Genomic DNA, 21,604 nt, shown 5'->3' with positions numbered 1-21,604 from the left:
CAGCCTCGCTAGGCCTTGTCGAGGGGGCCTTGCAAGGATTAGGGGCCGCGCGATGACCCATGATATCCACATTATCGGCGGCGGCTTGGCCGGCAGCGAAGCTGCATGGCAACTTGCCCGACGCGGCTTCCAGGTGCGTTTGTCCGAAATGCGCGGCAGCGGGGAGATGACACCCGCCCACCAGACCGACGGGCTGGCAGAACTCGTCTGTTCGAACAGTTTCCGTTCGGACGATGACACCAAGAACGCGGTCGGCCTGCTGCATCACGAGATGCGTCGGCTCGACAGTCTCATCATGCGTGCCGGCAAGGTTGCGCGCGTTCCTGCTGGGTCCGCCATGGCGGTCGACCGCGATGTTTTTTCCGCCGAAGTGCAGCGGACGCTGGAGGAACATCCGAACGTAACCGTGGTGCGTGAACGGGTCGATGCCCTGCCCCAGGACGGTCTCGCCATCGTAGCGACCGGGCCGCTGACCGCACAGGCACTGGCCGACAGCATCGTGGGCGCCACCGGACAGGACCGACTTGCCTTCTTCGATGCGATCGCGCCTATCGTCCACCGCGACAGCATCGACATGAGCAAATGCTGGATCCAGTCGCGCTGGAACAAGCGTACCGAGGCCAGCAACGAGGACGGCGATTACATCAACTGCCCAATGACGAAGGAGCAATACCTCGCCTTCCACCAGGGCCTGATCGATGGCGAGAAGACCGAATTCAAGCAATGGGAGGCGGACACACCCTATTTCGACGGTTGCATGCCGATCGAGGTGATGGCCGCACGCGGGGTGGAGACGCTGCGCTACGGGCCGATGAAGGGTGTCGGCCTCGACAATCCCTACGATACAACCGAGGAGCATCCGCAGGGGCGCTGGCCCTATGCCGTGGTTCAGCTACGGCAGGACAACAAGCTCGGCACACTGTGGAACATGGTGGGCTTCCAGACCAAGCTGAAATACGGCGCGCAGGTCGAGCTCTTTAGAACCATCCCCGGTCTGGAGAACGCCGAATTCGCGCGGCTCGGCGGACTGCATCGCAACACCTTCATCAACTCTCCACTGGTTCTCGACCGGCAATTGCGCCTGCGCGGTAGTGAACATATCCGCTTCGCAGGGCAGATCACAGGCTGCGAAGGCTATGTCGAAAGCTCCGCCGTGGGGCTGATGGCAGGCCTGATGGCAGCCGCGGAGCTGGCCGGGAGCGATTGGTTATCGCCACCGCGCACCACCGCCTTCGGCGCATTGTTGTCGCATATTACCGGCGATGCCGAGGCCGCCACCTTCCAGCCCATGAATGTCAATTTCGGCCTCTTTCCGCCGCTGCACGATGTTGGCAAAAAGGTTCGTAAGGAAGCCTATACCAATCGCGCCAAGGAGGATTTCGGCGAATGGCTGGCGGGGCTGGAAGCCGTTCCGGCCTAGCAAGCGCAGCGACGCGTCTTTTTCGGCTTGGGCGCAGTGGTGGCGAATTCACCCGGCGTTAGCTGATTGTCGCCATCGGTATCGGCGCTCTCGAATTTGTCGACCGTCGCCACGGCCCATTCCTCGAAATCGAGGAGGTTGTTGCCGTCCTTGTCGAGCTTCCGGAACCCATCGGAACGGGTCGAGAGCATCTCGGTTCGCGTAATCCGCCAATCGCGGTTGCGATCATAGCGAAAGAAACGGCGCTGTTCCCTGGTGAGCTCGGTCGCCATTGGCGGCGCCGGGCCGACCAAATCGCCCGGATCCGAGGCCGGTATCTCGGGCAATGGATCTCTGGTCTCGATCGGGGCCGGCGGCGGCGCGCCGCGCTCGATCTGCGCCCTGCCCTGCCACCAGAAGGCGCCAAGCCCGACCAGAGCGAGCGCCACCAACCCTCCTAGCAATATCCGGTTCATCGGCCCGTTCCCCTATTCCCGCAGAGCTTAGACTAACGTCCGAACAGGCCCAACCGCAAGGCCACCAACGGGCTAAACCGATCGCCCAGCATTTCGCGCCCCCCGGAACGCAGCGAACGTCGGGCAAGGCCTCCGACAACGGCGAGTGGTCGTAGGGAGCCCGCTAGTTTCAGAACTGGTTCGGCCAGCCGCATTCCGTGGTCGAGCGCCTGTGCCCGTTCGCCATCGTCCTGCGCGTGGACAGCCAGGTCGGCCAAAGCCCACAGCTTGCCCGCGCGCGCAGCCTCGGACTTGGCCGAAGCTTCATCGGCACCTTCCGCCAGTCCGATAGCCAGCTTCTCCCGCCCCTCCACGAAGCGAGCCATTGCAGACGCCTCGAGCGGTCGCGGTGCGAGCAGGGCTTCCCACCCATCGACGAGCGCCAGAAGCGAGGTTTCTGCCCCCTCCCAGGTCCGGCCAATCAGGTCGAGGAGGATGTCACCACGCGGTCGCTCCGCAACGGACCGGCCGAACTGGTCGCGCCACCAGGCGAGCCGCATCTGGCCCAGCAATGGCTCGCTGGCACTTAGCACCATGCGACCGATCCGCCCGTCGAGCGCGAAGGCTGCCAGCCACATTTCGGGCTTGTCGCGAACGCTCGCAAAGGCAATGCGCGAGACCTCTGGACATTCGTCCAGCAAGCCCGACAGGCCATCACCCCTGCTCTGTACGTCAGTCGCGATAGCAGACCTTCTTCGCCGCCTTCACGATGCGCGGCGCGTCGATCAGCGCGAGCTTTTCCAGATTGGCGGCATAGGGCAACGGCACATCCTCGTCGCACACCCGAAGAACCGGCGCGTCGAGATGGTCGAATCCGTCCTCCATGCAAATGGCCATCACCTCGGCCGCGATCGAGCAGGTCGGCCAGCCTTCTTCGGCGATGACGAGGCGATTGGTCTTGGCAAGCGAGGTGAGGATCGCATCCCTGTCGAGCGGGCGCAGCGTACGCAAGTCGATGACTTCGGCATCGATGCCTTCGCCTGCCAGTTGCTCGGCGGCTTCGAGCGCGAGGCCCACAGCGATGGAATAGGCGACGATGGTGACGTCCGAGCCTTCGCGCATGATCCGCGCCTTGCCAATCGGCAGGACGTAATCGTCGACATCGGGGACGTCGAAGCTGCGGCCATAGACCAGCTCGTTCTCGAGGAAGACCACCGGGTCCTCGCAGCGGATGGCGGCCTTCATCAGACCCTTGGCATCGGCCGCGTCATAAGGCGCGATGACGATCAGGCCCGGCACGCTGGCGTACCACGGGCCGTAGTTCTGGCTGTGCTGCGCGCCGACGCGGCTCGCCGCGCCGTTCGGGCCGCGGAAAACCACCGGGCAGCGCATCTGGCCGCCCGACATGTAATTGGTCTTGGCTGCCGAATTGATGATATGATCGATCGCCTGCATGGCGAAATTGAAGGTCATGAACTCGACGATTGGGCGCAGCCCGCCCATCGCCGCGCCGGTGCCGATACCGGCAAAGCCGTATTCGGTGATCGGCGTGTCGATCACGCGCTTGGGGCCGAACTCGTCGAGCAAGCCCTGGGTTACCTTGTAGGCGCCCTGATATTCCGCGACTTCCTCCCCCATCACGAAGACGCGTTCGTCCTGGCGCATTTCTTCGGCCATGCCGTCGCGCAGGGCCTCGCGCACAGTGGTGGAAACGAAGGTAGTGCCTTCGGGGACCTCGGGGTCTTTCACATCGACCTTGCGCGCGGGCTTGGTGATCTCCGCCTCGCTCGGTTCACGGCCGACATCCTTGCCCTCTCCCGGAACATCGTCGACCGGAGCGCTTTCGGCAGGCGCCTCGACATCGGAAACCTCCTCGTCCTCGCCCGCAAGCATGGCGATGACCGTGCCCACCTTCACGCCCTCGGTGCCTTCGGCCACCATGATCTTGCCGAGCGTACCTTCATCGACCGCCTCGAACTCCATCGTCGCCTTGTCGGTTTCGATCTCGGCGATAATGTCACCGGCGACGATCTCGTCACCTTCGGCCTTGAGCCACTTGGCAAGCGTGCCCTCCTCCATGGTGGGCGACAGCGCGGGCATCTTCAGTTCGATAGCCATGGCTCAATACTCCTCCACCAGAACATCGGTGTAGAGTTCGGACGCGTCCGGCTCGGGAGAATTCTCGGCGAAGTCGGCGGCTTCGGTCACGGTCTTGCGAATACCCTTGTCGATTGCCTTGAGCTCGTCCTCGGTCGAGCCGTTCTCGAGGAGCACCTTCTTAAGTCCTTCGATAGGGTCCTTATGTTCGCGCACATCCTGCACTTCCTCGCGGGTGCGATATTTGGCCGGGTCGGACATGGAATGGCCGCGATAGCGATAGGTGTTGCACTCCATGAGCACAGGCCCCTTGCCCTCGCGCACATGCTTGAAGGCGATTTCGGCTGCCTGACGCACTTCGAGCACGTCCATTCCGTTCACATCCATGCCCGGGATGCGGAAAGCGGTGCCACGGCGATAGAATTCGGTTTCGGCACTCGACCGGGCCGTACTCGTGCCCATGGCGTACTGGTTGTTTTCGACCACGAACACGATCGGCAGCTTCCACAGGCTCGCCATGTTGAAGGTCTCGTAAACCTGGCCCTGATTGGCTGCGCCATCGCCGAAATAGGCGAGGCAGAGGCCGCCATCGTTGTTATATTGATGCGCAAGTGCGAGCCCGCCGCCGAGTGCAACCTGCGCGCCGACAATGCCGTGCCCGCCGTAGAACTTATGCTCGGTCGAGAACATGTGCATGGACCCGCCCTTGCCTTTCGAAATGCCGGCTTCGCGGCCCGTGAGCTCGGCCATGATGACCTTGGGATCGATGCCGTAAGCAAGCATATGGCCATGGTCGCGATAGCCGGTGATGACGCTGTCCTTCTCCCCGTCGAGCGCCGACTGGAGCCCAATGGCAACGGCTTCCTGGCCAATGTAGAGGTGGCAGAACCCGCCGATCAGACCAAGCCCGTAGAGCTGCCCGGCCCGTTCCTCGAACCGTCTGATGAGCAGCATCTGCTCGTAAAAGTGGAGCATCTGCTCTTGGCTCGCGTCATAGCGCTTCTTCTTCTCCAGTGCGTCTTGCAGCGAATGGAGAACGAAGTCGGTATCTTCAGCAGGCGACTGAGCGGGCTTTTTCTTGCTCCGAGGGGCTTTGGCCAAGACTTTTGTCCTTGTACTTCCGGGGAGGAATATCGGTTGCGCCTATAGGCACAGGCGCAGGCCTCGCGCAACGGCAGAGCGCGGGTGCATACGAAAAACCCTTACGGAAAGCGAAGGTTTCGCCCCGTCAATCTTCGAGCTTGATCACCACTTCGTCGGGGTGGACCACATTGAGCTGGCTACGCAGCAATTCGCCCACCATATCCGGATCGGCATGGTCGGGGTGCAGCAAGGCGACGCGATTTTCCAGCGCCTCACGCTGTGCCTCAAGCTGAGCGAGCTGTGCTTCGCGCTGGTCCAGCAAGCGCAAATTCTCACTCCAGGCAAGCAAGCCGGAAGGGCCAGCAATCGCCAGACCTCCCATGACGAGCAGCGCCGCCAGTGCAGCATGCTGCATTGCCTTCGCCCGCTGAATCGCCGCCATGGAGTGTGTTCGCCGCATAGGAATAGAGAATCACAGTTAACCCCTTCGCGCAAGGCAATTCTCTCCTCCGGAACCGCTTCGCCGCAGGAGCGGAACACTGCATGGCCTTGCCCCGTTCGTTTTCTTGACAGGATACGGTTGCAGGTGTAACTAGTTTCTCCTGAAACCAAATCACGTGACCAGAGGACTGAAATGCCCGATCTCTTCGAAAACCCCATCGGCCTCGACGGCTTCGAATTCGTCGAATTCTGCGCTCCTGAAAAGGGTGTGATCGAGCCTGTTTTCGAAGCCATGGGTTTCACCCACGTTGCCACGCACCGTTCGAAAGACGTGCATCTGTGGCGTCAGGGCCAGATCAATCTGATTCTGAACTACGAACCGAAAAGCGCAGCATGGTTCTTCGCGCGCGAGCATGGCCCGTCGGCCTGTGGCATGGGCTTTCGCGTGCGCGATGCGAAAGGCGCCTATGCCGAGTTGCTCGAACGCGGAGCCGAGCCGGTTGCGGTCGAGACCGGCCCCATGGAACTGCGCATTCCCGCTATCCGCGGGATTGGCGGCGCCATCGTCTATCTGATCGACCGCTATGCGGACCAGGACGGCGACGGCCTATCGATCTACGACATCGATTTCGAATATCTCGACGGAGTGGAAAAATGGCCGGTCGGCGCCGGTTTCAACGTAATCGATCACCTGACGCACAACGTCTACAATGGCCGCATGAAATATTGGGCAGACTATTACGAGACGCTCTTCAACTTCCGCGAAATCCGCTTCTTCGACATCAAAGGCGAATATACCGGTCTGACCTCGAAAGCGCTCACCGCGCCGGATGGCAAGATTCGCATCCCGCTCAACGAAGAAGGCGAAGGTGGCAAGGGCCAGATCGAAGAGTTCCTGCGCGAATTCAACGGTGAAGGCATCCAGCACATCGCGCTGATCTGCGACGATCTTGTCAAATGCTGGGATAATCTCAAGGAGCTCGGCGTCCCCTTCATGACCGCTCCGCCCGAAACCTATTACGAAATGCTGTCCGAACGTCTTCCGGGCCATGGCGAGGACGAAAACGAGCTCAAGGCGCGCGGCATCCTGCTTGACGGCACCACCGAAGGCGGCAAGCCGCGTCTGCTACTACAGATTTTCGCGGAAGCGCAGGTTGGCCCGGTGTTCTTCGAATTCATCCAGCGCAAGGGTGACGAAGGCTTCGGCGAAGGTAATTTCAAGGCGCTGTTTGAAAGCATGGAACGCGATCAGGTGCGTCGCGGCGTTCTCCAGGTCGAAGATGCCGAAACGGTCGAAGCGGAGCCTGCCGAATGAGCGACGTCGCAGACCACCCCGTGAAGCTGGGCGGCGTGCATCACGCCGCTTATCGCTGCAAGGACGCGAAAGAGACCGTCGAATGGTACGGCAAGGTACTGGGCATGGATTATACCACTGCCTTTGCCGAGGATCATGTGCCCTCGACCGGCGCCTACGATCCCTACATGCACGTCTTCCTCGACGCGGGTAACGGCAACATCCTCGCCTTCTTCGAACTGCCCAACCAGAAGGACATGGGCCGCGACGAGAATACACCCGCCTGGGTTCAGCATCTCGCATTTCGCGTGAATAGCGAGGAAGAGCTGCTCTCCGCCAAGGAGCATATCGAAAGCCTCGGCATCGACGTGCTCGGCCCGACCCATCACGGCATTTTCAAGTCGATCTACTTTTTCGATCCGAACGGCCACCGTGTGGAACTGGCCGCCGATATCGGGACCGACGAGCAATATGCGGAACTGAAGCGCGTCGCGCCGCTGATGCTCGACGAATGGAGCGAAACCAAGAAAGCGCCGCGCCATGCCGACTGGCTGCATGAGATCGCGCGCAAGGAACACGCCCAAAAAGCCAAGGGTTAACCGGTCTGGAACTCACCTCCGGTTGTCCCGTTGAGTGCGGGACAACCGAGGAACTCCATGCAAGCCACGCAGACCACGCCGGCCGGCGAAACCTACGACCAGACGGTCAATACCTTCTCCACATTGCAGGACCAGTTGGTCGATATGGCCGAGGGCTTCGTTCGCGCGGTGCCCGGGCTCGTCATCGCACTGTTCATTCTTCTGCTGACCTGGATCATAGCCAAATTTGCCGTCCGGATTGCCGACCGGCTGACCGCTGGCACCGAAATCCGCCCCAGCCTCAAACAATTGATCGACACGATCGTGCGCCTCGCGATCTGGATCGTCGGTCTGATGATTGCACTGATCGTGGTCATGCCCGGCATGACGCCCGCCAGCTTGCTGGCAGGCCTGGGTATCGGCGCGGTGGCGATCGGCTTCGCATTCCAGGACATCTTCGAGAACTTTCTGGCCGGCGTGCTCATTATGGTGCGCGAGAAAATGCGCATCGGCGATGTGATCGAATGCGAAGGGATTACCGGCAAGGTCGAACACATCACGCTGCGCGAGACGCATGTGCGCAAGCTCTCGGGCGAGTTGACGGTCGTTCCGAACTCCATCCTGTTCAAGAACCCGGTCGAGATCTTCACCGATAAGGAACAGCGGCGGCACGAAGTCGTGGTCGGGGTTTCCTACGACACCCAGCTCGACCATGCCGCCGATATCATTCGCCGCGCGGTCGAGGGTCTCGACAACGTACTGGCGAGCAAGGGCGTCGACATTTTCGCGCAGGAATTCAATTCGAGTTCGGTCGATTTTCTCGTCCGCTGGTGGGCGGGCTCGACGCCTCGCGACGGCTGGGAAAGCAAGGACAAGGTCGTGCGCGCGATCAAGGCTGCGTTGGACAATGCCGGGATCGAGATCCCTTTCCCCTATGTCACCCACACTTTCAAAGAGGCCGTGCCTGTCAGCCAATTGGGTGACACCGATCGCAAGACGCCTTAAGGTTTCGAATCGAGACCGGGTTGCGCGGTCTCCTGGAAGGAGAGACCGATGCAGATCCTGCGCACGCCATCAGAGTGTTTCGCCGGGATTCCGGATTATCCGTTTGCGGAAAACTGGTTCGAGGTCGATCTTGGCGACGGGCTGACCGCCCGGCAGCATTATGTCGACGAAGGGGCGAAAGATGCTCCGCCGGTTTTGCTGTTTCACGGCGAGCCGAGCTGGTCGTTCCTCTATCGCAAGATGATCCCGATCCTTGTCGACGCCGGTTTCCGCGTGCTCGCCCCCGATCTGATCGGCTTCGGAAAGAGCGACAAGCCCGACGATATCGGGTTTTACACGTACGCCCGCCATGTCGCCTGGTTGAAACAGTGGCGCACGGCGATCGAACCGCGACCGGCGGCGCTGTTCTGCCAGGACTGGGGCGGATTGCTCGGCCTGCGCATGGTCGCACACGCCCCAGACCTGTTTGCTTGCGTTGTCGCCAGCAATACCTTCCTGCCCGCAGGGGGCACACCGAGCCAAGCCTTTCTTGCTTGGCGCGAATTTGCAAGGAGCTCGCCCGATTTCCGTATCGGCCCCCTGCTCGACCGCGCCACGGCCACGCCGCGCAGCGAAGCAGAGATCGCCGCCTACGACGCCCCCTTCCCCGACGAACCTTTCAAGGCCGGCGCGCGCGCCTTCCCCGCGCTCGTACCGGTCGAGGATGGCATGCCCGGGGTTGACGACAACAAGCGGGCCTGGCCCTCGCTCGCGGCGTACGACAAGCCCTTCCTGACCCTGTTCGGCGAGGACGATCCGGTAACCAAGGGCAGCGAGAATTTCCTTATCGAGCGGATAGTCGGCGCGAAAGATCAGCCCCACCGAACGCTGCCGAGCTGCGGACATTTCTGCCAGGAAGACCAGCCCGAGGCGCTGGCGCAGGGTGTGATCGATATGGCGCGCAAGGCGGGCCATCTGGTTTGAAACAGCCCGCGCGACTGACCGGCGCGCAGGAAACCTCGCTCGCCATTGCGGCAGCGGTGGTGACCGCCAACGCCTATTACATTCACCCGATCATCGGCGATGTCGCCGATCATTTCGGTGTGAGCCATGCGCGAATAGGGCTCGTGCCCGCGCTCAACCAGCTCGCGCTGGCAGTCGGTATTTTCATGCTGCTCCCGCTGGGTGACCGGATATCGAACCGCCGTCTGACAATCGCTTTCGCCACCGGTCAGACCCTGTCACTGGCCATCATGACCCTGGCCGAAGGATTTTCTCTCTTCGTGCTGGGCTCTACCCTGCTGGGCTATTTCACTATCGCCCCGTACCTCCTGCCCGCCTACGCTTCCAAACGCGTGGCACCGGAACGGCTCGGGCAGGTGACCGCCAAGCTGGCAGCAGGTATCATCCTCGGTATTCTGGTGGCCCGTGTCGGCGCGGGCGTCGTTTCCGAGCGGTACGGCTGGCGCGCCGTGTACTGGATAGCGACAACTCTCATGCTGGCGGTCACCATCGCCTTGCCGCGGTTGATGGAAGGCGGGGAACGCTCCGCCGAAGGGCGCCAGTCCTATCGAAACCTGCTGTTGTCGGTCTTCCCGCTTGTCGGAAAACACAAGGAAGTGTTGCTGTCGGGCACGATCCAGGCCCTCAATTTCGCGCAGTTCATTGCCGTGTGGTTGGGACTGGCGCTCTACCTCACCTCTCCGCAAATGGGATATGGCACCGATACGGTAGGGTATCTGGCCGGTCTGGCAGCGGTCAGCATCATCTCGACCCCGCGACTGGGGCGATGGGCGGATCATGTCGGTCCACGAAATGCCCGCACCATATTCGCGATGATCCAATTCGTGGGGATCCTTCTCCTATGGCCACTCGGCGGTTCGTTGTGGGGGTTGCTCGTGCCCCTCATCATCACGAACCTGGTCGGGCCGGGAGTGGACGTGACCGGACGTATGACATTCCTCGCGCTGGACCCAGCGATCCGAACCCGGCTGACCACCGTCTATGTCGTGATTATGTTCATCGGCGGCGGGCTCGGGAGCTATGCCGGAACCGCCGCCTATGACGCCTATGGCTGGGCCGGGACCTGTATCCTGCTCGGCCTGTGCTCGGTGACACTTACGGCGCTCGCCGCGATCGCACGTCGATTTGGTCGGTGACGCCGTCGGGAAACTTGCCAGGCCTTGCTCCACGCGATGGAGATTTGCGTTCGATTGGCAGCCATCCGGAGTAGATTGGTGCGCCCGACAGGATTCGAACCTGTGGCCCCCAGATTAGGAATCTGATGCTCTATCCGACTGAGCTACGGGCGCTCCGGAGCCCCGTATAGCGGCTCGGACCGAGGTGGCAATCAGTTGAGTTCGTCGGGTGGCGCAACGGGCACAATCAGCGGCGCGACGGCTATTCCCTCGGCAAGCATGTCTTCCGCTTCGTCGCGGGTTGCGCGTCCGTGAATTGGCCCCTCGTCGGCTTCGCCATAATGCATTTCGCGCGCTTTTTCGGCGAACTGGTCGCCCACCCAAGTGCTGTTTTCGAGCGCCTTGGCTTGGACCCTGGCGAGAGTCTCCAGCGCCTTTTTGACCTCCGCCGGCATTTCACCTGTCGCCAACTGCGTGACATCGCCACCACTTTGCTCGCGCATGCTACCCTTGGCCGGTACGGAAGGCGCCATCGGCGCTTTGGCAACTTCGGCACTTCCACAGGCCGGGCAGGCCAACAGGCCCTTGGCTTTCTGATCGGCATAATCTTCGGAAGAACCGAACCAGCCTTCGAACCGATGGCCTTCACTGCAAGAGAGGTCGAATACGATCATCGTACCGGCCTATTTGGCGATTTCGCGGCGATTGGCAAGGCTTGGTACTTGCTCGCGCACGGCAGCGATACGGGTAAGGTCGATATCCGCAAATTCCAACCCGGCCTGCTCCCCGCCAATGTCGAGCAGCACCTCGCCCCAGGGATCGACGACAAGACTGTGGCCGTAGGTTTGGCGTCCATCCTCATGCTCGCCCACCTGCGCTGCCGCCACGACAAACGCGCTCGCCTCGATCGCTCGTGCTCGCTGGAGTACGTGCCAGTGTGCACTGCCTGTCGGAACCGTAAAAGCAGCGGGAATGGCGATGCAGTCGCAACGCGCGCGCCCGAGCGCCTCGAACAACGCGGGAAACCGAATGTCGTAGCAAATCGACAGACCCAGCTTTCCGACGGGTGTATCGGCCACGGTCACGACCTCGTCGCCCGGCTTGTAGGCATTCGATTCACGCCAGCTTTCGCCACTAGCAAGGTCGACATCGAACATATGAATCTTGTCGTAGCGGGCTGCGATTTCCCCGCGCGGATCGATCACGAAGGCACGATTGGCCCAGCGCTCTTCATCGGTCGCCACGGCCAGTGATCCCAGCGACACCCAGATTCCAGCCCTGCTGGCCGCGTCCCGGACCATGGCAAGGGCGGGTGTCTCCTGTTCGATCGAGATCGCGCCTGCCGCGCGTTTCCGATCACGATCGAGCAATCCGGACATTTCGGGAGTGAAGAGCATTGCCGCCCCCTCCCCCGCAGCTCGCTCTACCGCATCGGCAAGCATATGCGCATTGGCCTCTGGATCGATTCCCGAGGTCATCTGAAGGATGGCAATTCTGGGCATTCAGGCAGTCAACAACGCGTCAAGCTTGCCCTCACGTTCGAGCGCGGCGAGTTCGTCCGACCCGCCGACATGCGTATCGCCGATGAAAATCTGCGGAACGGTCATCGCGCCGGGTGCCCGCTGCAGCATTTCCTCGCGCTTGGGGCCGCCCATGGTGATGTCGAACTCGGTATAATCCACCCCCTTCTCATCGAGCAGGCGCTTGGCGCGGAAACAGTATCCGCAGCCGAATTTGGTATAAATGTCCACTTGGGGTTGGTTCATCGAATGTCCCTTGTATCTCAAAGACAAAACTAGAGCACACAGGCAGCTCTTGAAAGCCGAAATGGCGCGCTTATCTCGAATGCGTCGCCACTATGGGTGTGGCGGCGACGGGGTGCCGAATGCGGACCCCGCCACCATAGAATCGCTCATAAGAGGATTTGTTTCGATGAACCGTATGGACCTTACCCCTTTTCGTCGCTCCACCGTCGGATTCGATCGTGTTTTCGACCTGATGGAACGCCAGGCACGCAATGCCGGTGGCGACAACTACCCCCCTTTCAATATCGAACGGCGCGGCGATGACGAATATCGCATAACGCTCGCCGTCGCGGGCTTTCGCAAGGGCGATCTCGACATCGTCGCCCAGCAGAACCTGCTGGTCGTGACCGGTAAGAAGCGCGATGAACTCGCGGACGGCGAAATGCTGCATGTCGGTATCGCCAATCGCGGCTTCGAACGCCGTTTCGAATTGGCCGATTACGTCCGTGTGGCGAATGCCGATCTCGCCGACGGCCTGCTCGTCATCGATCTCGTGCGCGAGGTACCCGAAGCGATGAGGCCCAAGAAGATCGCTATCGGCGGCCAGCAACCGCTCGAAGTGGTGAAGGATGACGGGGAAGACGGCAGCAAGGCTGCCTGAACCCTACACTCACAACTCAATTGAAACGATAGGGGGCGGAACTGGGTTCCGCCCCCGCGACGTTTAACGCCGCCTAACCTCGAAATCGACCGTCCGGGTCGCAGAAGACAGCCGTCATCGAGGCAAGCCCCACCGCTTGCAAGCGAAGCGCATGTCTCAAAACTTCCGCATAAGACTGCGGAAACAGGTGTATTCTGCATTATCTATATCAAAAGATAAACCCGCGGATCCCAGGCACAGGAATTTTGTCGCCTCGTTACAAGCGCCTGAAGATCACAACTCCGCGATTCCAGCCACTTAGGTAGGCGCGCGATTTGGCGGTGTGTTATACCAAACGAGCTTGTTCCAGCGCCGCGCCGACGAATCCGGCAAACAGCGGATGCGGGTCGAACGGCTTTGACTTCAGTTCGGGGTGAAACTGCACCCCCACGAACCACGGGTGATCGGGTCGTTCCACGATTTCAGGGAGAAGTCCGTCGGGAGACATTCCGGAAAAGATCAGCCCCTGCTTTTCAAGCGGCTCGACATAGGCGCCATTGACCTCATATCGATGACGATGGCGTTCCGAGATCGTCGTTGCGCCTCCGTAAATGTTCGACACGTGGCTATTCGCGGTCAGAGCCGCGTCATAAGCACCCAGACGCATCGTCCCGCCAAGGTCCCCTCCCGCTTCGCGGGTCTGCAGCCCTTCCGCAGTCATCCATTCGGTAATGATGCCAACGACCGGCTCTTCGGTCTCACCGAACTCGGTGGAGGAAGCCTTGTCGAAACCTGCCGTGCGCGCGGCTTCGATACAAGCCATCTGCATACCCAGGCAGATGCCGAGAAACGGCACTTTGCGTTCGCGGGCAAAACGCACTGCGGCAATCTTGCCCTCGCTCCCCCTCTCGCCGAAACCGCCCGGTACCAGAATGCCGTGCATCGGCTCGAGCTTGGCGGCGATCTCCGCGTCTTCACCTTCGAAGACCTCGGCGTCGATCCACTTGAGATTGACCTTGACGCGGTGGGCCATGCCCCCATGCACCAGAGCCTCGTTCAACGATTTATAGGCGTCCTGAAGGCCGACATACTTGCCCACCACCCCGATGGTCACCTCACCTTCGGGGTTCGAATGGCGATCGACCACATCGTACCAGCGCGAAAGGTCCGGATCGGGTGCGTCGGTGATTCCGAAGGCTCGCAGCACTTCGGTATCGAGGCCTTCGCCGTGATACTGCAACGGCACCGAATAAATCGACGGCGCATCGAGCGCCGGGATCACCGCTTCCTTGCGAACATTGCAGAAATTGGCGATTTTCTGCCGCTCGCCGTCGGGGATGGGATGTTCGGCGCGGCATAGCAGCACATCGGGCTTGATACCGAGGCTGGCGAGTTCGCGTACCGAGTGCTGGGTCGGTTTGGTCTTAAGCTCACCCGCCGCCGCGATGTAAGGAACCAGCGTGACATGGACGCTCAGCGTTTGCCATGGTTCCAGATCGTTACGAAGCTGACGGATCGCTTCCATGAAGGGCAGGCCTTCGATGTCGCCGACCGTGCCGCCGATCTCGCACAGAATGAAATCGTGATCATCCTGCCCCGCAAGGGCGAAGGCCTTGATCTCGTCGGTGACATGCGGAACCACCTGCACCGTCGCGCCGAGATAGTCGCCGCGGCGTTCCTTGGCGATGATGTCCTGATAGATGCGGCCCGAGGTGATGTTGTCGCCCTGATGCGCCGAAACGCCCGTGAAGCGTTCATAGTGACCGAGGTCGAGATCGGTCTCGGCCCCGTCATCGGTCACATAGACCTCACCGTGCTGATAAGGAGACATCGTCCCCGGATCGACGTTGAGATAGGGGTCGAATTTCCGAATGCGGACCTTGTAGCCACGCGCCTGTAGGAGGGCAGCAAGCGATGCCGCCATGAGACCTTTGCCAAGCGAGGAGACCACGCCGCCGGTTATGAAGATATACCGCGCCATGGGGGTCGGGCCTTAAGCTGAAGAGTGGAGTCGGGGCAAGCGCAAAGACATGACCATTGCGCCGCCGACGCGGCCCAATCCACACCCCTGCGATGGAAAGAGGATTATTCGGTAACGTCAGCCAGCGGATCGTCGCCTGCCGGCGCTTCCTCGCCGGTGGTCGCCGCGCCCAGCGGATCGGCCGGTGCAGCCGGAGCCACCGTGCGATCGAGCGTCGATTCGATGGCGTCCCCTCCGGTCGTGTCGACTGCCACGGCAGCCAGCGCGATCGAGAGCACCACGAACAGAATCGCGAGCCATTTCGTCGAACGGGTGAGGAAGTCCGCGGCACCGCGGGCACTGAGCATACCCGAGGGGCTGCCACCGATTCCCAGGCCGCCGCCTTCGGAACGCTGCATCAGAATGACACCGACTAGCGCGGCTGCGACGATCGCCTGAACGACGGTGAGGAAGAGGAACATGCGGGTACTCTTGGAACTGGGATTGCTGGGCTACCGCGCATCTAGGCGCGCGCGTGGCAAACGGCAAGGTTGCGGGAGTTAGGCCTCTTCCGATTCCGAGGCGCCGACAACGATGCCCAGAAAGCTTTCGGCCGACAGGCTCGCCCCGCCAACGAGCGCGCCGCCGACTTCGGGCGTGGCGAGGATTTCACGCGCATTGTCTGGTTTGACCGACCCGCCATACAGAATGCGGACCTGCGCGGAAGCTTCCTCTCCATAGGTTTTGACGAGCAACTCGCGGATCGCGCCATGCATTGAAGCGATATCGTCGGTTGTGGCCGTGCGCCCGGTACCGATGGCCCAGATGGGCTCATAGGCGATCGTAAGGCGCTCACCCGGATCTTCGAACAGGGGCAGCGCAGATTCGATCTGGTTCAGGACGTAGCTTTCGGCCTCCCCCGCATCGCGAGTCTCGAGCGTTTCACCGCAACACAGGATCACCCGCAATCCGGATTCGAGGGCCGATTCGATCTTGGCATTGATCAGCTCTCCGGTCTCGCCATGATCCTGGCGTCGCTCGCTATGGCCGAGAATTACGAACTTGGCGCCGGCATCGGCGATCATCGAGGCGTTGATATCCCCAGTGTGCGCGCCTTCTGCACCGGGATGGCAATCCTGCGCGCCAACGCCGATCTGCTCGGCTTCGCGGTGCACCGCGTGGATCAGGGTGTAAGGCGGTGCGACGGCCACTTCGACCTTCATATACCGCTGCGCAGCCCGGTCGATCGCGCGCGCTTCGGAAAGCATTGCACGCGTGCCGTTCATTTTCCAGTTTCCGACGATGTAGGGCCGTTCGGCCATGAGTAGGTCCTGCGAATTGTCTGAGTGAATGGCCCGCTATATGGGGCCTTGCTCGCGCTCCGCTAGAGAAGGTTTCTTCACACGTCAAAACCCTTTCCAACCTGTTGCCGCGAGGTCGCAGGGGGGATAAAGCGCCTCAACCAATTCAGGCACCGCCTGATCGACAGCAGCAAGCCAACCGGATCGCCCGCACATCATGTTCCAGTTTTTCCGCAATTTTTTCAAAACCAAACTCGGTCTGGCGATCTCTCTCGCCTTTCTGGGATTGATCGCCCTGGCCTTTGCCAGCGCCGACGTATCGAGCACTGGAACTTTCGGTGGAATTGCCGGTGGCGATCGTGTCGCAGTGGTGGGAGATGAAAAAATCTCCACATCCGACCTTGTTCGCGCCGCCAATAACGGGTTGGAACAGGTTCGACGGGAACAGCCCACTGCCACGATGCAGCAGTTCCTGCGGGACGGGGGTTTGACCTCCGCACTGGATGCCCTGATTCAACGCGCCGCCATAAAAGCCTATGCCGATGAACATGGCATTCGTGCGGGCGACAATCTGGTGAACAGCGAAATCCGTATGATCCCGGCTTTTCGCGGTCCCGATGGGAACTTCAGCGAGGATACCTATCGTCAGGCACTGGCGCTCCAGCGCGTGACCGACGCGCAGTTACGCGAAGATCTGGGTATCGGTTTGCTATCGCAGCAAATGCTGATTCCCGCAGGGTTCGGCGCCAGCGTACCGGACAAGCTGGCCTATCGGTACGCGCAGCTTTTCAAGGAACGACGCCAGGGCTCGATAGCACTTTTGCCAGCGGCCACTTACGCGCCCTCGGATGATCCCGAGACGAAGGTCTTGCGTGCATATTACGATGCCAATCGTGCCGATTTCGTGCGCCCCGAACGCAGAAACATCCGTTATGCGACATTCGATTCGGCAGCGCTTGGCAACCGGATCGAACCGACCGATGCCGAAATCGCCGCGCGTTACGAGCGTGACGCCGAACAGTACGCGGCCAGCGAAACCCGTGATTTCACCCAGTTGATCGTCCCCACAGAGGCAGCGGCGAATTCGATCCGCGACCGCGTGTCCGCCGGTGCGTCGTTCGAACAGGTCGCGCGCGAAGCGGGCCTGCGTGCCTCGCCTGTCGTGGACGTCGAGCGTGAGGGACTGGCTTCGCAGGCATCGCCAGCGGTAGCGGCAGCCTATTTCACAGCAGTCCAAGGCGAAATGAGCAGGCCTGCCCGTAGCCCGCTTGGCTGGCATGTCGCGCGGGTCGACGATGTCGAAACCAAGCCTGCGCGCAGCCTGGCTCAGGTTCGCGAAGAAATCGCCAAAGATGTGCGCGAGGAAAAACGTGTCAGCGGACTTGCCAACCTAGCCAGCGAAATCGAAGAGCAACTGGGAGACGGTGCCACGCTTACCGAAGTCGCCGAAGAGCTTGATCTCGAACTTGCCTCGGTCGGTCCCGTCTTGGCCGACGGGCGACTCGCGGATAATCCGCGCCAGTCGATTCCCGAAGTGTTGCGACCTGCTCTGGCCACCGCCTTTCAGATGGACGAGGAAGAACCCGAGATCGCTCCGGTCGAAAGCGGTCGGACCTACCTGGTCTATGAGGCCAGCAACATCACTCCCGCTGCTGCGGCTCCGTTTGCCGAGATCGAGGAAGCGGTCGAGGCCCGGTGGCGTGCCGCACAGGGTATGAAGGCCGCACGGGCCGCCGCTGACCGGGTCATCGCCAGGCTCGGTGAAGGCGATTCGATGGCCGAGGCTCTCGCGGCCGAAGAGCGCCGCGTGCCGCCCGCACAGTCGGTCAATATGACCCGCGAGGAACTGGCTCGCCAACGCGACCAGCGTATTCCCCCGCCGCTCGCGCTGCTGTTCAGCATGGCGAAGAACACCACGAAAAAGCTCGATGCGGGAGGCGATATGGGTTTCTTCATCGTGCGGCTCAACGACATCGAGATGGACGATATCGCGGAAGACGACCCGCTGATCGGCCAAGCGAAGCGCCAGATGGGTCCACTGATCGGCGAGGAATATGTCGAACAGTTCGGCCAGGCCATGCAGCAGGAACTGAGTGTTTCGCGCAACGCGTCGGCTATCGAGGCGGTGCGCAAGCAGCTTGCCGGGAACTGAGGCGCGGTTGGACAACGGTCTGAAAGGTGTCGGCCAGGCCCGCGAGGCCTTGGCGCAAGGCAGATCTACGCTTATCTGGCGCGAGATCGTGTCGGACACGGAGACGCCCGTAGGCGCCGCCCTCAAGCTGTTCGAAGAAGGCCGGGGCGACTTTCTGCTCGAATCGGTCGAGGGGGGAGAGATTCGCGGGCGCTACAGCCTTATCGGCCTCGATCCCGATCTGGTCTTCCGCGCGACGGGCGACGATGCGGAAATCAACGGCGATTGGCAGCAGCGGCAGGACGCTTTCAAACCATGCGAGAATGGCGCGCTGGCGAGTCTGCGCGCGCTGGTTGAAACCTGCCGATGCGATGTGCCCGGCGAATTGCCCCCTGCGCTGGCCTGCTTGGTCGGTCATTTCGGCTACGAAACTATCGGGCTGGTAGAGAAGCTGCCTCGTCCGGCAGAAAGCGAACTGGCGCTGCCGGATATGCTTTTCGTCCGGCCGACCGTTTTGCTGGTTTTCGACCGCCTCAGCGATGCGCTGTTCTGCATCGCACCGGTGTGGCGCGAAGGCTCGATCGAAAAAGCAGCGGAGCGGATCGACGAAGTTCTGCGAAAGCTGGCTCGTCCGGTCGTGGTAGAAAGCGGCGCCGTGCAGCACCATCCGGAACCCGAGCTCATCTCGACCGTGCCGGCGGACGAATACGAGTCCATGGTGCTGCGGGCCAAGGCCTATATCGAGGCCGGAGACATATTCCAGGTCGTGCTGTCCCAGCGCTTCACGTCGCCCTTCGCGCTACCGCCCATGGCCCTTTACCGGGCGCTGCGCCGGGTGAACCCGTCGCCCTTCCTGTATTTCCTCGATATGCCCGGCTTCGCGATCGTCGGTTCGAGCCCGGAAATCCTCGTCCGCGTGCGCGAGGGCGAGGTCACGATCCGTCCGATTGCCGGTACGCGGCCGCGCGGTGCGACGCAGACCGAAGATCGGCTCGCCGAACAATCGCTGCTGTCCGACCCGAAAGAGCGGGCGGAACACTTGATGCTGCTCGATCTGGGCCGCAACGATGTGGGCCGTGTGGCCGAGTCGGGCAGCGTGACTGTCACCGAGAGTTTCACTGTCGAGCGGTACAGCCACGTCATGCATATCGTCAGCAATGTCACCGGGAGGCTCGATCCGTCGAAGGATGCGATCGACGCTTTGTTTGCCGGTTTTCCCGCCGGTACCGTCAGCGGTGCGCCCAAGGTACGCGCGTGCGAGATCATCGCCGAACTCGAGCCGGCGACGCGCGGCCCCTATGCCGGCGGGGTCGGATATTTCGCTCCCGATGGATCGGTCGATAGCTGCATCGTCCTGCGCACCGCTGTCGTGAAAGACGGGACGATGCACGTCCAGGCCGGTGCGGGGATAGTCGCCGACAGCGATCCAGCCTATGAACAGCGTGAATGCGAAGCGAAAGCGGGTGCCCTGCTCGCTGCGGCGAAAGAAGCCATTCGTCTCGCGAGAGAACCCGGATTTGGCCAATGAGATATTCCATCGCTGCCATGGCCCTGCTGGCGCTAACGGCCTGCGAGGCTCAGCCGGAAGGCGAACCGGTCGCTCGCGCGCGCATCGACGGGCAGGAGCCTGCCGCCGCTCCCACTCCGGAGCCAAGCGCCACCGCCACGCTCGCCAGCCAGGTCGAGAGCGCCTGCCGCTCGATCATTTTCGAGGACACACCGCTAACCCATTGTCTCGCAGTGCCTTCCCGGCATCGGATCGCGATGGACCTCGGACCAGAAGGCGAAGCGCCCTATCGCAGCCTGACCGATTTCGCTCGCGCGCAGGATCCTGACACCATCGCTTTCGCAATGAATGCGGGGATGTATGACGACGAGGGCGAGCCGATCGGCTACTTCGTTGAGGATTCCGAGCGCCTGCAGGCGCTCAACACCGCCGATGGCGAGGGCAATTTCCACATGAAGCCCAACGGCGTGTTCTACGGCAGCGATGGCAAGTGGGTCGTTCGCAGCACCGACAGCTTTCTCGCGAATGTTACGGAACGCCCGGAATTCGGCACGCAATCTGGACCAATGCTGGTGGTGGATGGCAAAATCCATCCCACAATAACGCATGACGGGCCTTCGCGCCTGATCCGCAACGCAGTCGGCGTCGACGACAATGGTCGCGCGCATTTCGTGATCTCGAATGCCCCGATCTCTTTCGGTAAGCTGGCCCGGTTCTACAAGGACGAGCTCAATGTAAAGAATGCACTGTTTCTCGACGGCAATGTGTCTCTGCTGTGGAACCCCGCCACCGACCGGCTCGACACCGGGGCCCCCATCGGCCCGATCGCCGTCATCAAGAAGAAGGCCTCCCAATGACCGGAACCCGCCGCACGCTCTATCCCGAGATCGAACCGTTCGAGACCGGTATGCTCGATGTCGGAGAAGGTCACTCGCTCTATTGGGAGCGGGTCGGCACCAGGGGCGCGAAGCCTGCAGTGTTCCTCCACGGAGGTCCGGGTGGCGGCATGGCGCCCGATCATCGCAGACAGTGGGATCCGGATCTCTACGATGTGCTGCTGTTCGATCAGCGCGGCTGCGGAAAATCGCTACCTTTCGCCGAAATCGAACACAATGACACCTGGCGGATCGTCGACGACATCGAGCGACTGCGCGAGATGTGCGGCCACGACACATGGCAGGTCTTCGGTGGCAGTTGGGGGTCGACGCTGGCGCTTGCCTATGCCCAGAAATATCCGAACCGGGTGAGCGAACTGGTTCTACGAGGCGTTTTTCTCGCTCGGGAACGGGAAAAAACCTGGCTCTACGGCTACGGTGCGAGCGAGATCATGGCCGAACAGTGGGACCAGTTCATCGATCTCATTCCCGAGCAGGAACGCGGCGATCTGGTGCGCGCCTATTACAACCGCCTGACGAGCGAGGACGAGGCGACGCGGCTTGCCGCGGCGCGCGAATGGTCTCTGTGGGAAGGCCACGTCGCCACGCTGTTGCCCAACGAATCCCTGCTGGAAAGCTTCGGCGATCCGGCCAAGGCCGTCCCTTTCGCGCGTATCTGCGCCAAGTTCTTCCTCGAAGGATTCTTCCTTGAGGAGAACGAACTGCTCGAGAAGGTCGACAGGCTGTCCGGTATTCCTGGTATTATCGTACAGGGCCGCCATGACATCTGCACCCCGCCAAGCGCGGCCTGGGCTCTGAAGAAGGCCTGGCCCGAGGCGGAGCTTTGGATGGTCGACGATGCCGGACATAGTGCGAGCGAACCCGGTATTGTCGACGGTCTGGTCCGGGCCACCGACCGGTTGGCCGGGAAACGGGCGTGACGTCACGCTGACGTTTCGCATCTCGCAGCTTTCCT

General features: G+C 61.6%; 22 protein-coding genes and 1 tRNA gene. 11 read left to right on the top strand and 12 right to left on the bottom strand.

What is annotated here, in order from left to right; genetic code table 11:
* Positions 1–52 precede the first annotated feature (52 nt).
* The gene (gene trmFO / locus MUY37_RS08050) at positions 53–1,420 is read left to right on the top strand and encodes a methylenetetrahydrofolate--tRNA-(uracil(54)-C(5))-methyltransferase (FADH(2)-oxidizing) TrmFO (RefSeq protein WP_499194827.1); all 1,368 of its coding nucleotides are present in this window, start codon (positions 53–55) and stop codon (positions 1,418–1,420) included.
* On the opposite strand, the gene MUY37_RS08045 is transcribed toward trmFO, so the two are convergent.
* The 5 genes from MUY37_RS08045 to MUY37_RS08025 all read right to left on the bottom strand — a co-directional run bounded on the left by MUY37_RS08045 (position 1,417) and on the right by MUY37_RS08025 (position 5,476).
* On the bottom strand, positions 1,417–1,875 hold the full coding sequence (locus MUY37_RS08045; RefSeq protein WP_499194826.1) for an EF-hand domain-containing protein: 459 nt from the start codon (positions 1,873–1,875) through the stop codon (positions 1,417–1,419). The genes trmFO and MUY37_RS08045 overlap by 4 nt on opposite strands.
* Before the next feature lie 32 nt (positions 1,876–1,907).
* Positions 1,908–2,555 carry a hypothetical protein gene (locus MUY37_RS08040; protein WP_499194825.1) on the bottom strand — a complete coding sequence of 216 codons (648 nt, stop codon included), beginning with the start codon at positions 2,553–2,555 and terminating at the stop codon, positions 1,908–1,910.
* Between the two features lie 31 nt (positions 2,556–2,586).
* Positions 2,587–3,972 (bottom strand): pyruvate dehydrogenase complex E1 component subunit beta, encoded by a 1,386-nt coding sequence (locus tag MUY37_RS08035; protein ID WP_499194824.1) that lies wholly within the window; start codon positions 3,970–3,972, stop codon positions 2,587–2,589.
* Positions 3,973–3,975: 3 nt separating this feature from the next.
* Entirely contained in the window at positions 3,976–5,052 is a 1,077-nt protein-coding gene (gene pdhA / locus MUY37_RS08030; protein ID WP_499194823.1) for a pyruvate dehydrogenase (acetyl-transferring) E1 component subunit alpha, read from the bottom strand.
* A 127-nt stretch (positions 5,053–5,179) separates the two neighbouring features.
* Positions 5,180–5,476: an FtsB family cell division protein gene (locus MUY37_RS08025; RefSeq protein ID WP_499194822.1), complete on the bottom strand. Its 297-nt coding sequence runs from the start codon at positions 5,474–5,476 to the stop codon at positions 5,180–5,182.
* Positions 5,477–5,668: 192 nt separating this feature from the next.
* On the opposite strand from MUY37_RS08025, the gene hppD reads away from it, so the two are divergent.
* Genes hppD through MUY37_RS08000 form a run of 5 tightly spaced genes read left to right on the top strand, consistent with a single transcriptional unit; the run spans position 5,669 to position 10,490 of the window.
* The gene (gene hppD, locus MUY37_RS08020) at positions 5,669–6,790 is read left to right on the top strand and encodes a 4-hydroxyphenylpyruvate dioxygenase (RefSeq protein ID WP_499194821.1); all 1,122 of its coding nucleotides are present in this window, start codon (positions 5,669–5,671) and stop codon (positions 6,788–6,790) included.
* Entirely contained in the window at positions 6,787–7,368 is a 582-nt protein-coding gene (locus MUY37_RS08015) for a VOC family protein (protein ID WP_115416810.1), read from the top strand. The genes hppD and MUY37_RS08015 overlap by 4 nt, the downstream gene beginning before the upstream one ends.
* Positions 7,369–7,425: 57 nt before the next feature.
* Positions 7,426–8,352 (top strand): mechanosensitive ion channel family protein, encoded by a 927-nt coding sequence (locus MUY37_RS08010; protein ID WP_499194820.1) that lies wholly within the window; start codon positions 7,426–7,428, stop codon positions 8,350–8,352.
* A 48-nt stretch (positions 8,353–8,400) separates the two neighbouring features.
* Positions 8,401–9,315, top strand: coding sequence for a haloalkane dehalogenase (locus tag MUY37_RS08005; RefSeq protein ID WP_499194819.1), 915 nt, complete (start codon positions 8,401–8,403; stop codon positions 9,313–9,315).
* Positions 9,312–10,490: an MFS transporter gene (locus tag MUY37_RS08000; protein ID WP_499194818.1), complete on the top strand. Its 1,179-nt coding sequence runs from the start codon at positions 9,312–9,314 to the stop codon at positions 10,488–10,490. The genes MUY37_RS08005 and MUY37_RS08000 overlap by 4 nt, the downstream gene beginning before the upstream one ends.
* A gap of 76 nt (positions 10,491–10,566) precedes the next feature.
* On the opposite strand, the gene MUY37_RS07995 is transcribed toward MUY37_RS08000, so the two are convergent.
* The 4 genes from MUY37_RS07995 to grxC form a co-directional block, all read right to left on the bottom strand.
* A tRNA-Arg gene (locus MUY37_RS07995) sits at positions 10,567–10,643 on the bottom strand.
* Positions 10,644–10,681: 38 nt separating this feature from the next.
* Positions 10,682–11,143, bottom strand: coding sequence for a DUF1178 family protein (locus tag MUY37_RS07990; RefSeq protein ID WP_499194817.1), 462 nt, complete (start codon positions 11,141–11,143; stop codon positions 10,682–10,684).
* Positions 11,144–11,152: 9 nt separating this feature from the next.
* Positions 11,153–11,971 carry a carbon-nitrogen hydrolase family protein gene (locus MUY37_RS07985; RefSeq protein WP_499194816.1) on the bottom strand — a complete coding sequence of 273 codons (819 nt, stop codon included), beginning with the start codon at positions 11,969–11,971 and terminating at the stop codon, positions 11,153–11,155.
* Positions 11,972–12,235, bottom strand: coding sequence for a glutaredoxin 3 (grxC, locus tag MUY37_RS07980; protein WP_499194815.1), 264 nt, complete (start codon positions 12,233–12,235; stop codon positions 11,972–11,974). It abuts the gene before it with no gap.
* A 166-nt stretch (positions 12,236–12,401) separates the two neighbouring features.
* Between grxC and MUY37_RS07975 the strand changes: the two genes are divergently transcribed.
* Entirely contained in the window at positions 12,402–12,875 is a 474-nt protein-coding gene (locus MUY37_RS07975; protein ID WP_115417893.1) for an Hsp20 family protein, read from the top strand.
* Between the two features lie 325 nt (positions 12,876–13,200).
* Here MUY37_RS07975 and pyrG read toward each other — a convergent pair whose 3' ends face one another.
* From pyrG to tpiA, 3 genes are all read right to left on the bottom strand, one after another.
* Positions 13,201–14,835, bottom strand: coding sequence for a CTP synthase (pyrG, locus tag MUY37_RS07970; RefSeq protein WP_499194814.1), 1,635 nt, complete (start codon positions 14,833–14,835; stop codon positions 13,201–13,203).
* A gap of 104 nt (positions 14,836–14,939) precedes the next feature.
* Complete coding sequence (gene secG, locus MUY37_RS07965; RefSeq protein WP_499194813.1) at positions 14,940–15,296, bottom strand: preprotein translocase subunit SecG; 357 nt, start codon at positions 15,294–15,296, stop codon at positions 14,940–14,942.
* A 78-nt stretch (positions 15,297–15,374) separates the two neighbouring features.
* On the bottom strand, positions 15,375–16,136 hold the full coding sequence (gene tpiA / locus MUY37_RS07960) for a triose-phosphate isomerase (protein WP_499194812.1): 762 nt from the start codon (positions 16,134–16,136) through the stop codon (positions 15,375–15,377).
* 196 nt (positions 16,137–16,332) lie between these two features.
* Between tpiA and MUY37_RS07955 the strand changes: the two genes are divergently transcribed.
* Genes MUY37_RS07955 through pip form a run of 4 tightly spaced genes read left to right on the top strand, consistent with a single transcriptional unit; the run spans position 16,333 to position 21,569 of the window.
* Positions 16,333–18,267: a peptidylprolyl isomerase gene (locus MUY37_RS07955; RefSeq protein ID WP_499194811.1), complete on the top strand. Its 1,935-nt coding sequence runs from the start codon at positions 16,333–16,335 to the stop codon at positions 18,265–18,267.
* A 19-nt stretch (positions 18,268–18,286) separates the two neighbouring features.
* The gene (gene trpE / locus MUY37_RS07950; RefSeq protein ID WP_499195132.1) at positions 18,287–19,774 is read left to right on the top strand and encodes an anthranilate synthase component I; all 1,488 of its coding nucleotides are present in this window, start codon (positions 18,287–18,289) and stop codon (positions 19,772–19,774) included.
* Positions 19,771–20,610 (top strand): phosphodiester glycosidase family protein, encoded by an 840-nt coding sequence (locus MUY37_RS07945; protein WP_499194810.1) that lies wholly within the window; start codon positions 19,771–19,773, stop codon positions 20,608–20,610. The genes trpE and MUY37_RS07945 overlap by 4 nt, the downstream gene beginning before the upstream one ends.
* Complete coding sequence (gene pip / locus MUY37_RS07940; RefSeq protein ID WP_499194809.1) at positions 20,607–21,569, top strand: prolyl aminopeptidase; 963 nt, start codon at positions 20,607–20,609, stop codon at positions 21,567–21,569. The genes MUY37_RS07945 and pip overlap by 4 nt, the downstream gene beginning before the upstream one ends.
* The last annotated feature ends 35 nt before the right edge of the window (positions 21,570–21,604 follow it).

The sequence above is a fragment of the Qipengyuania sp. ABI-127-1 genome, from assembly GCA_022953095.1.
Classification (GTDB): Bacteria; Pseudomonadota; Alphaproteobacteria; order Sphingomonadales; family Sphingomonadaceae; genus Qipengyuania.
Note: the sequence above shows the minus strand (reverse complement) of the source record. Positions and strands in the feature narration are given on the sequence as shown.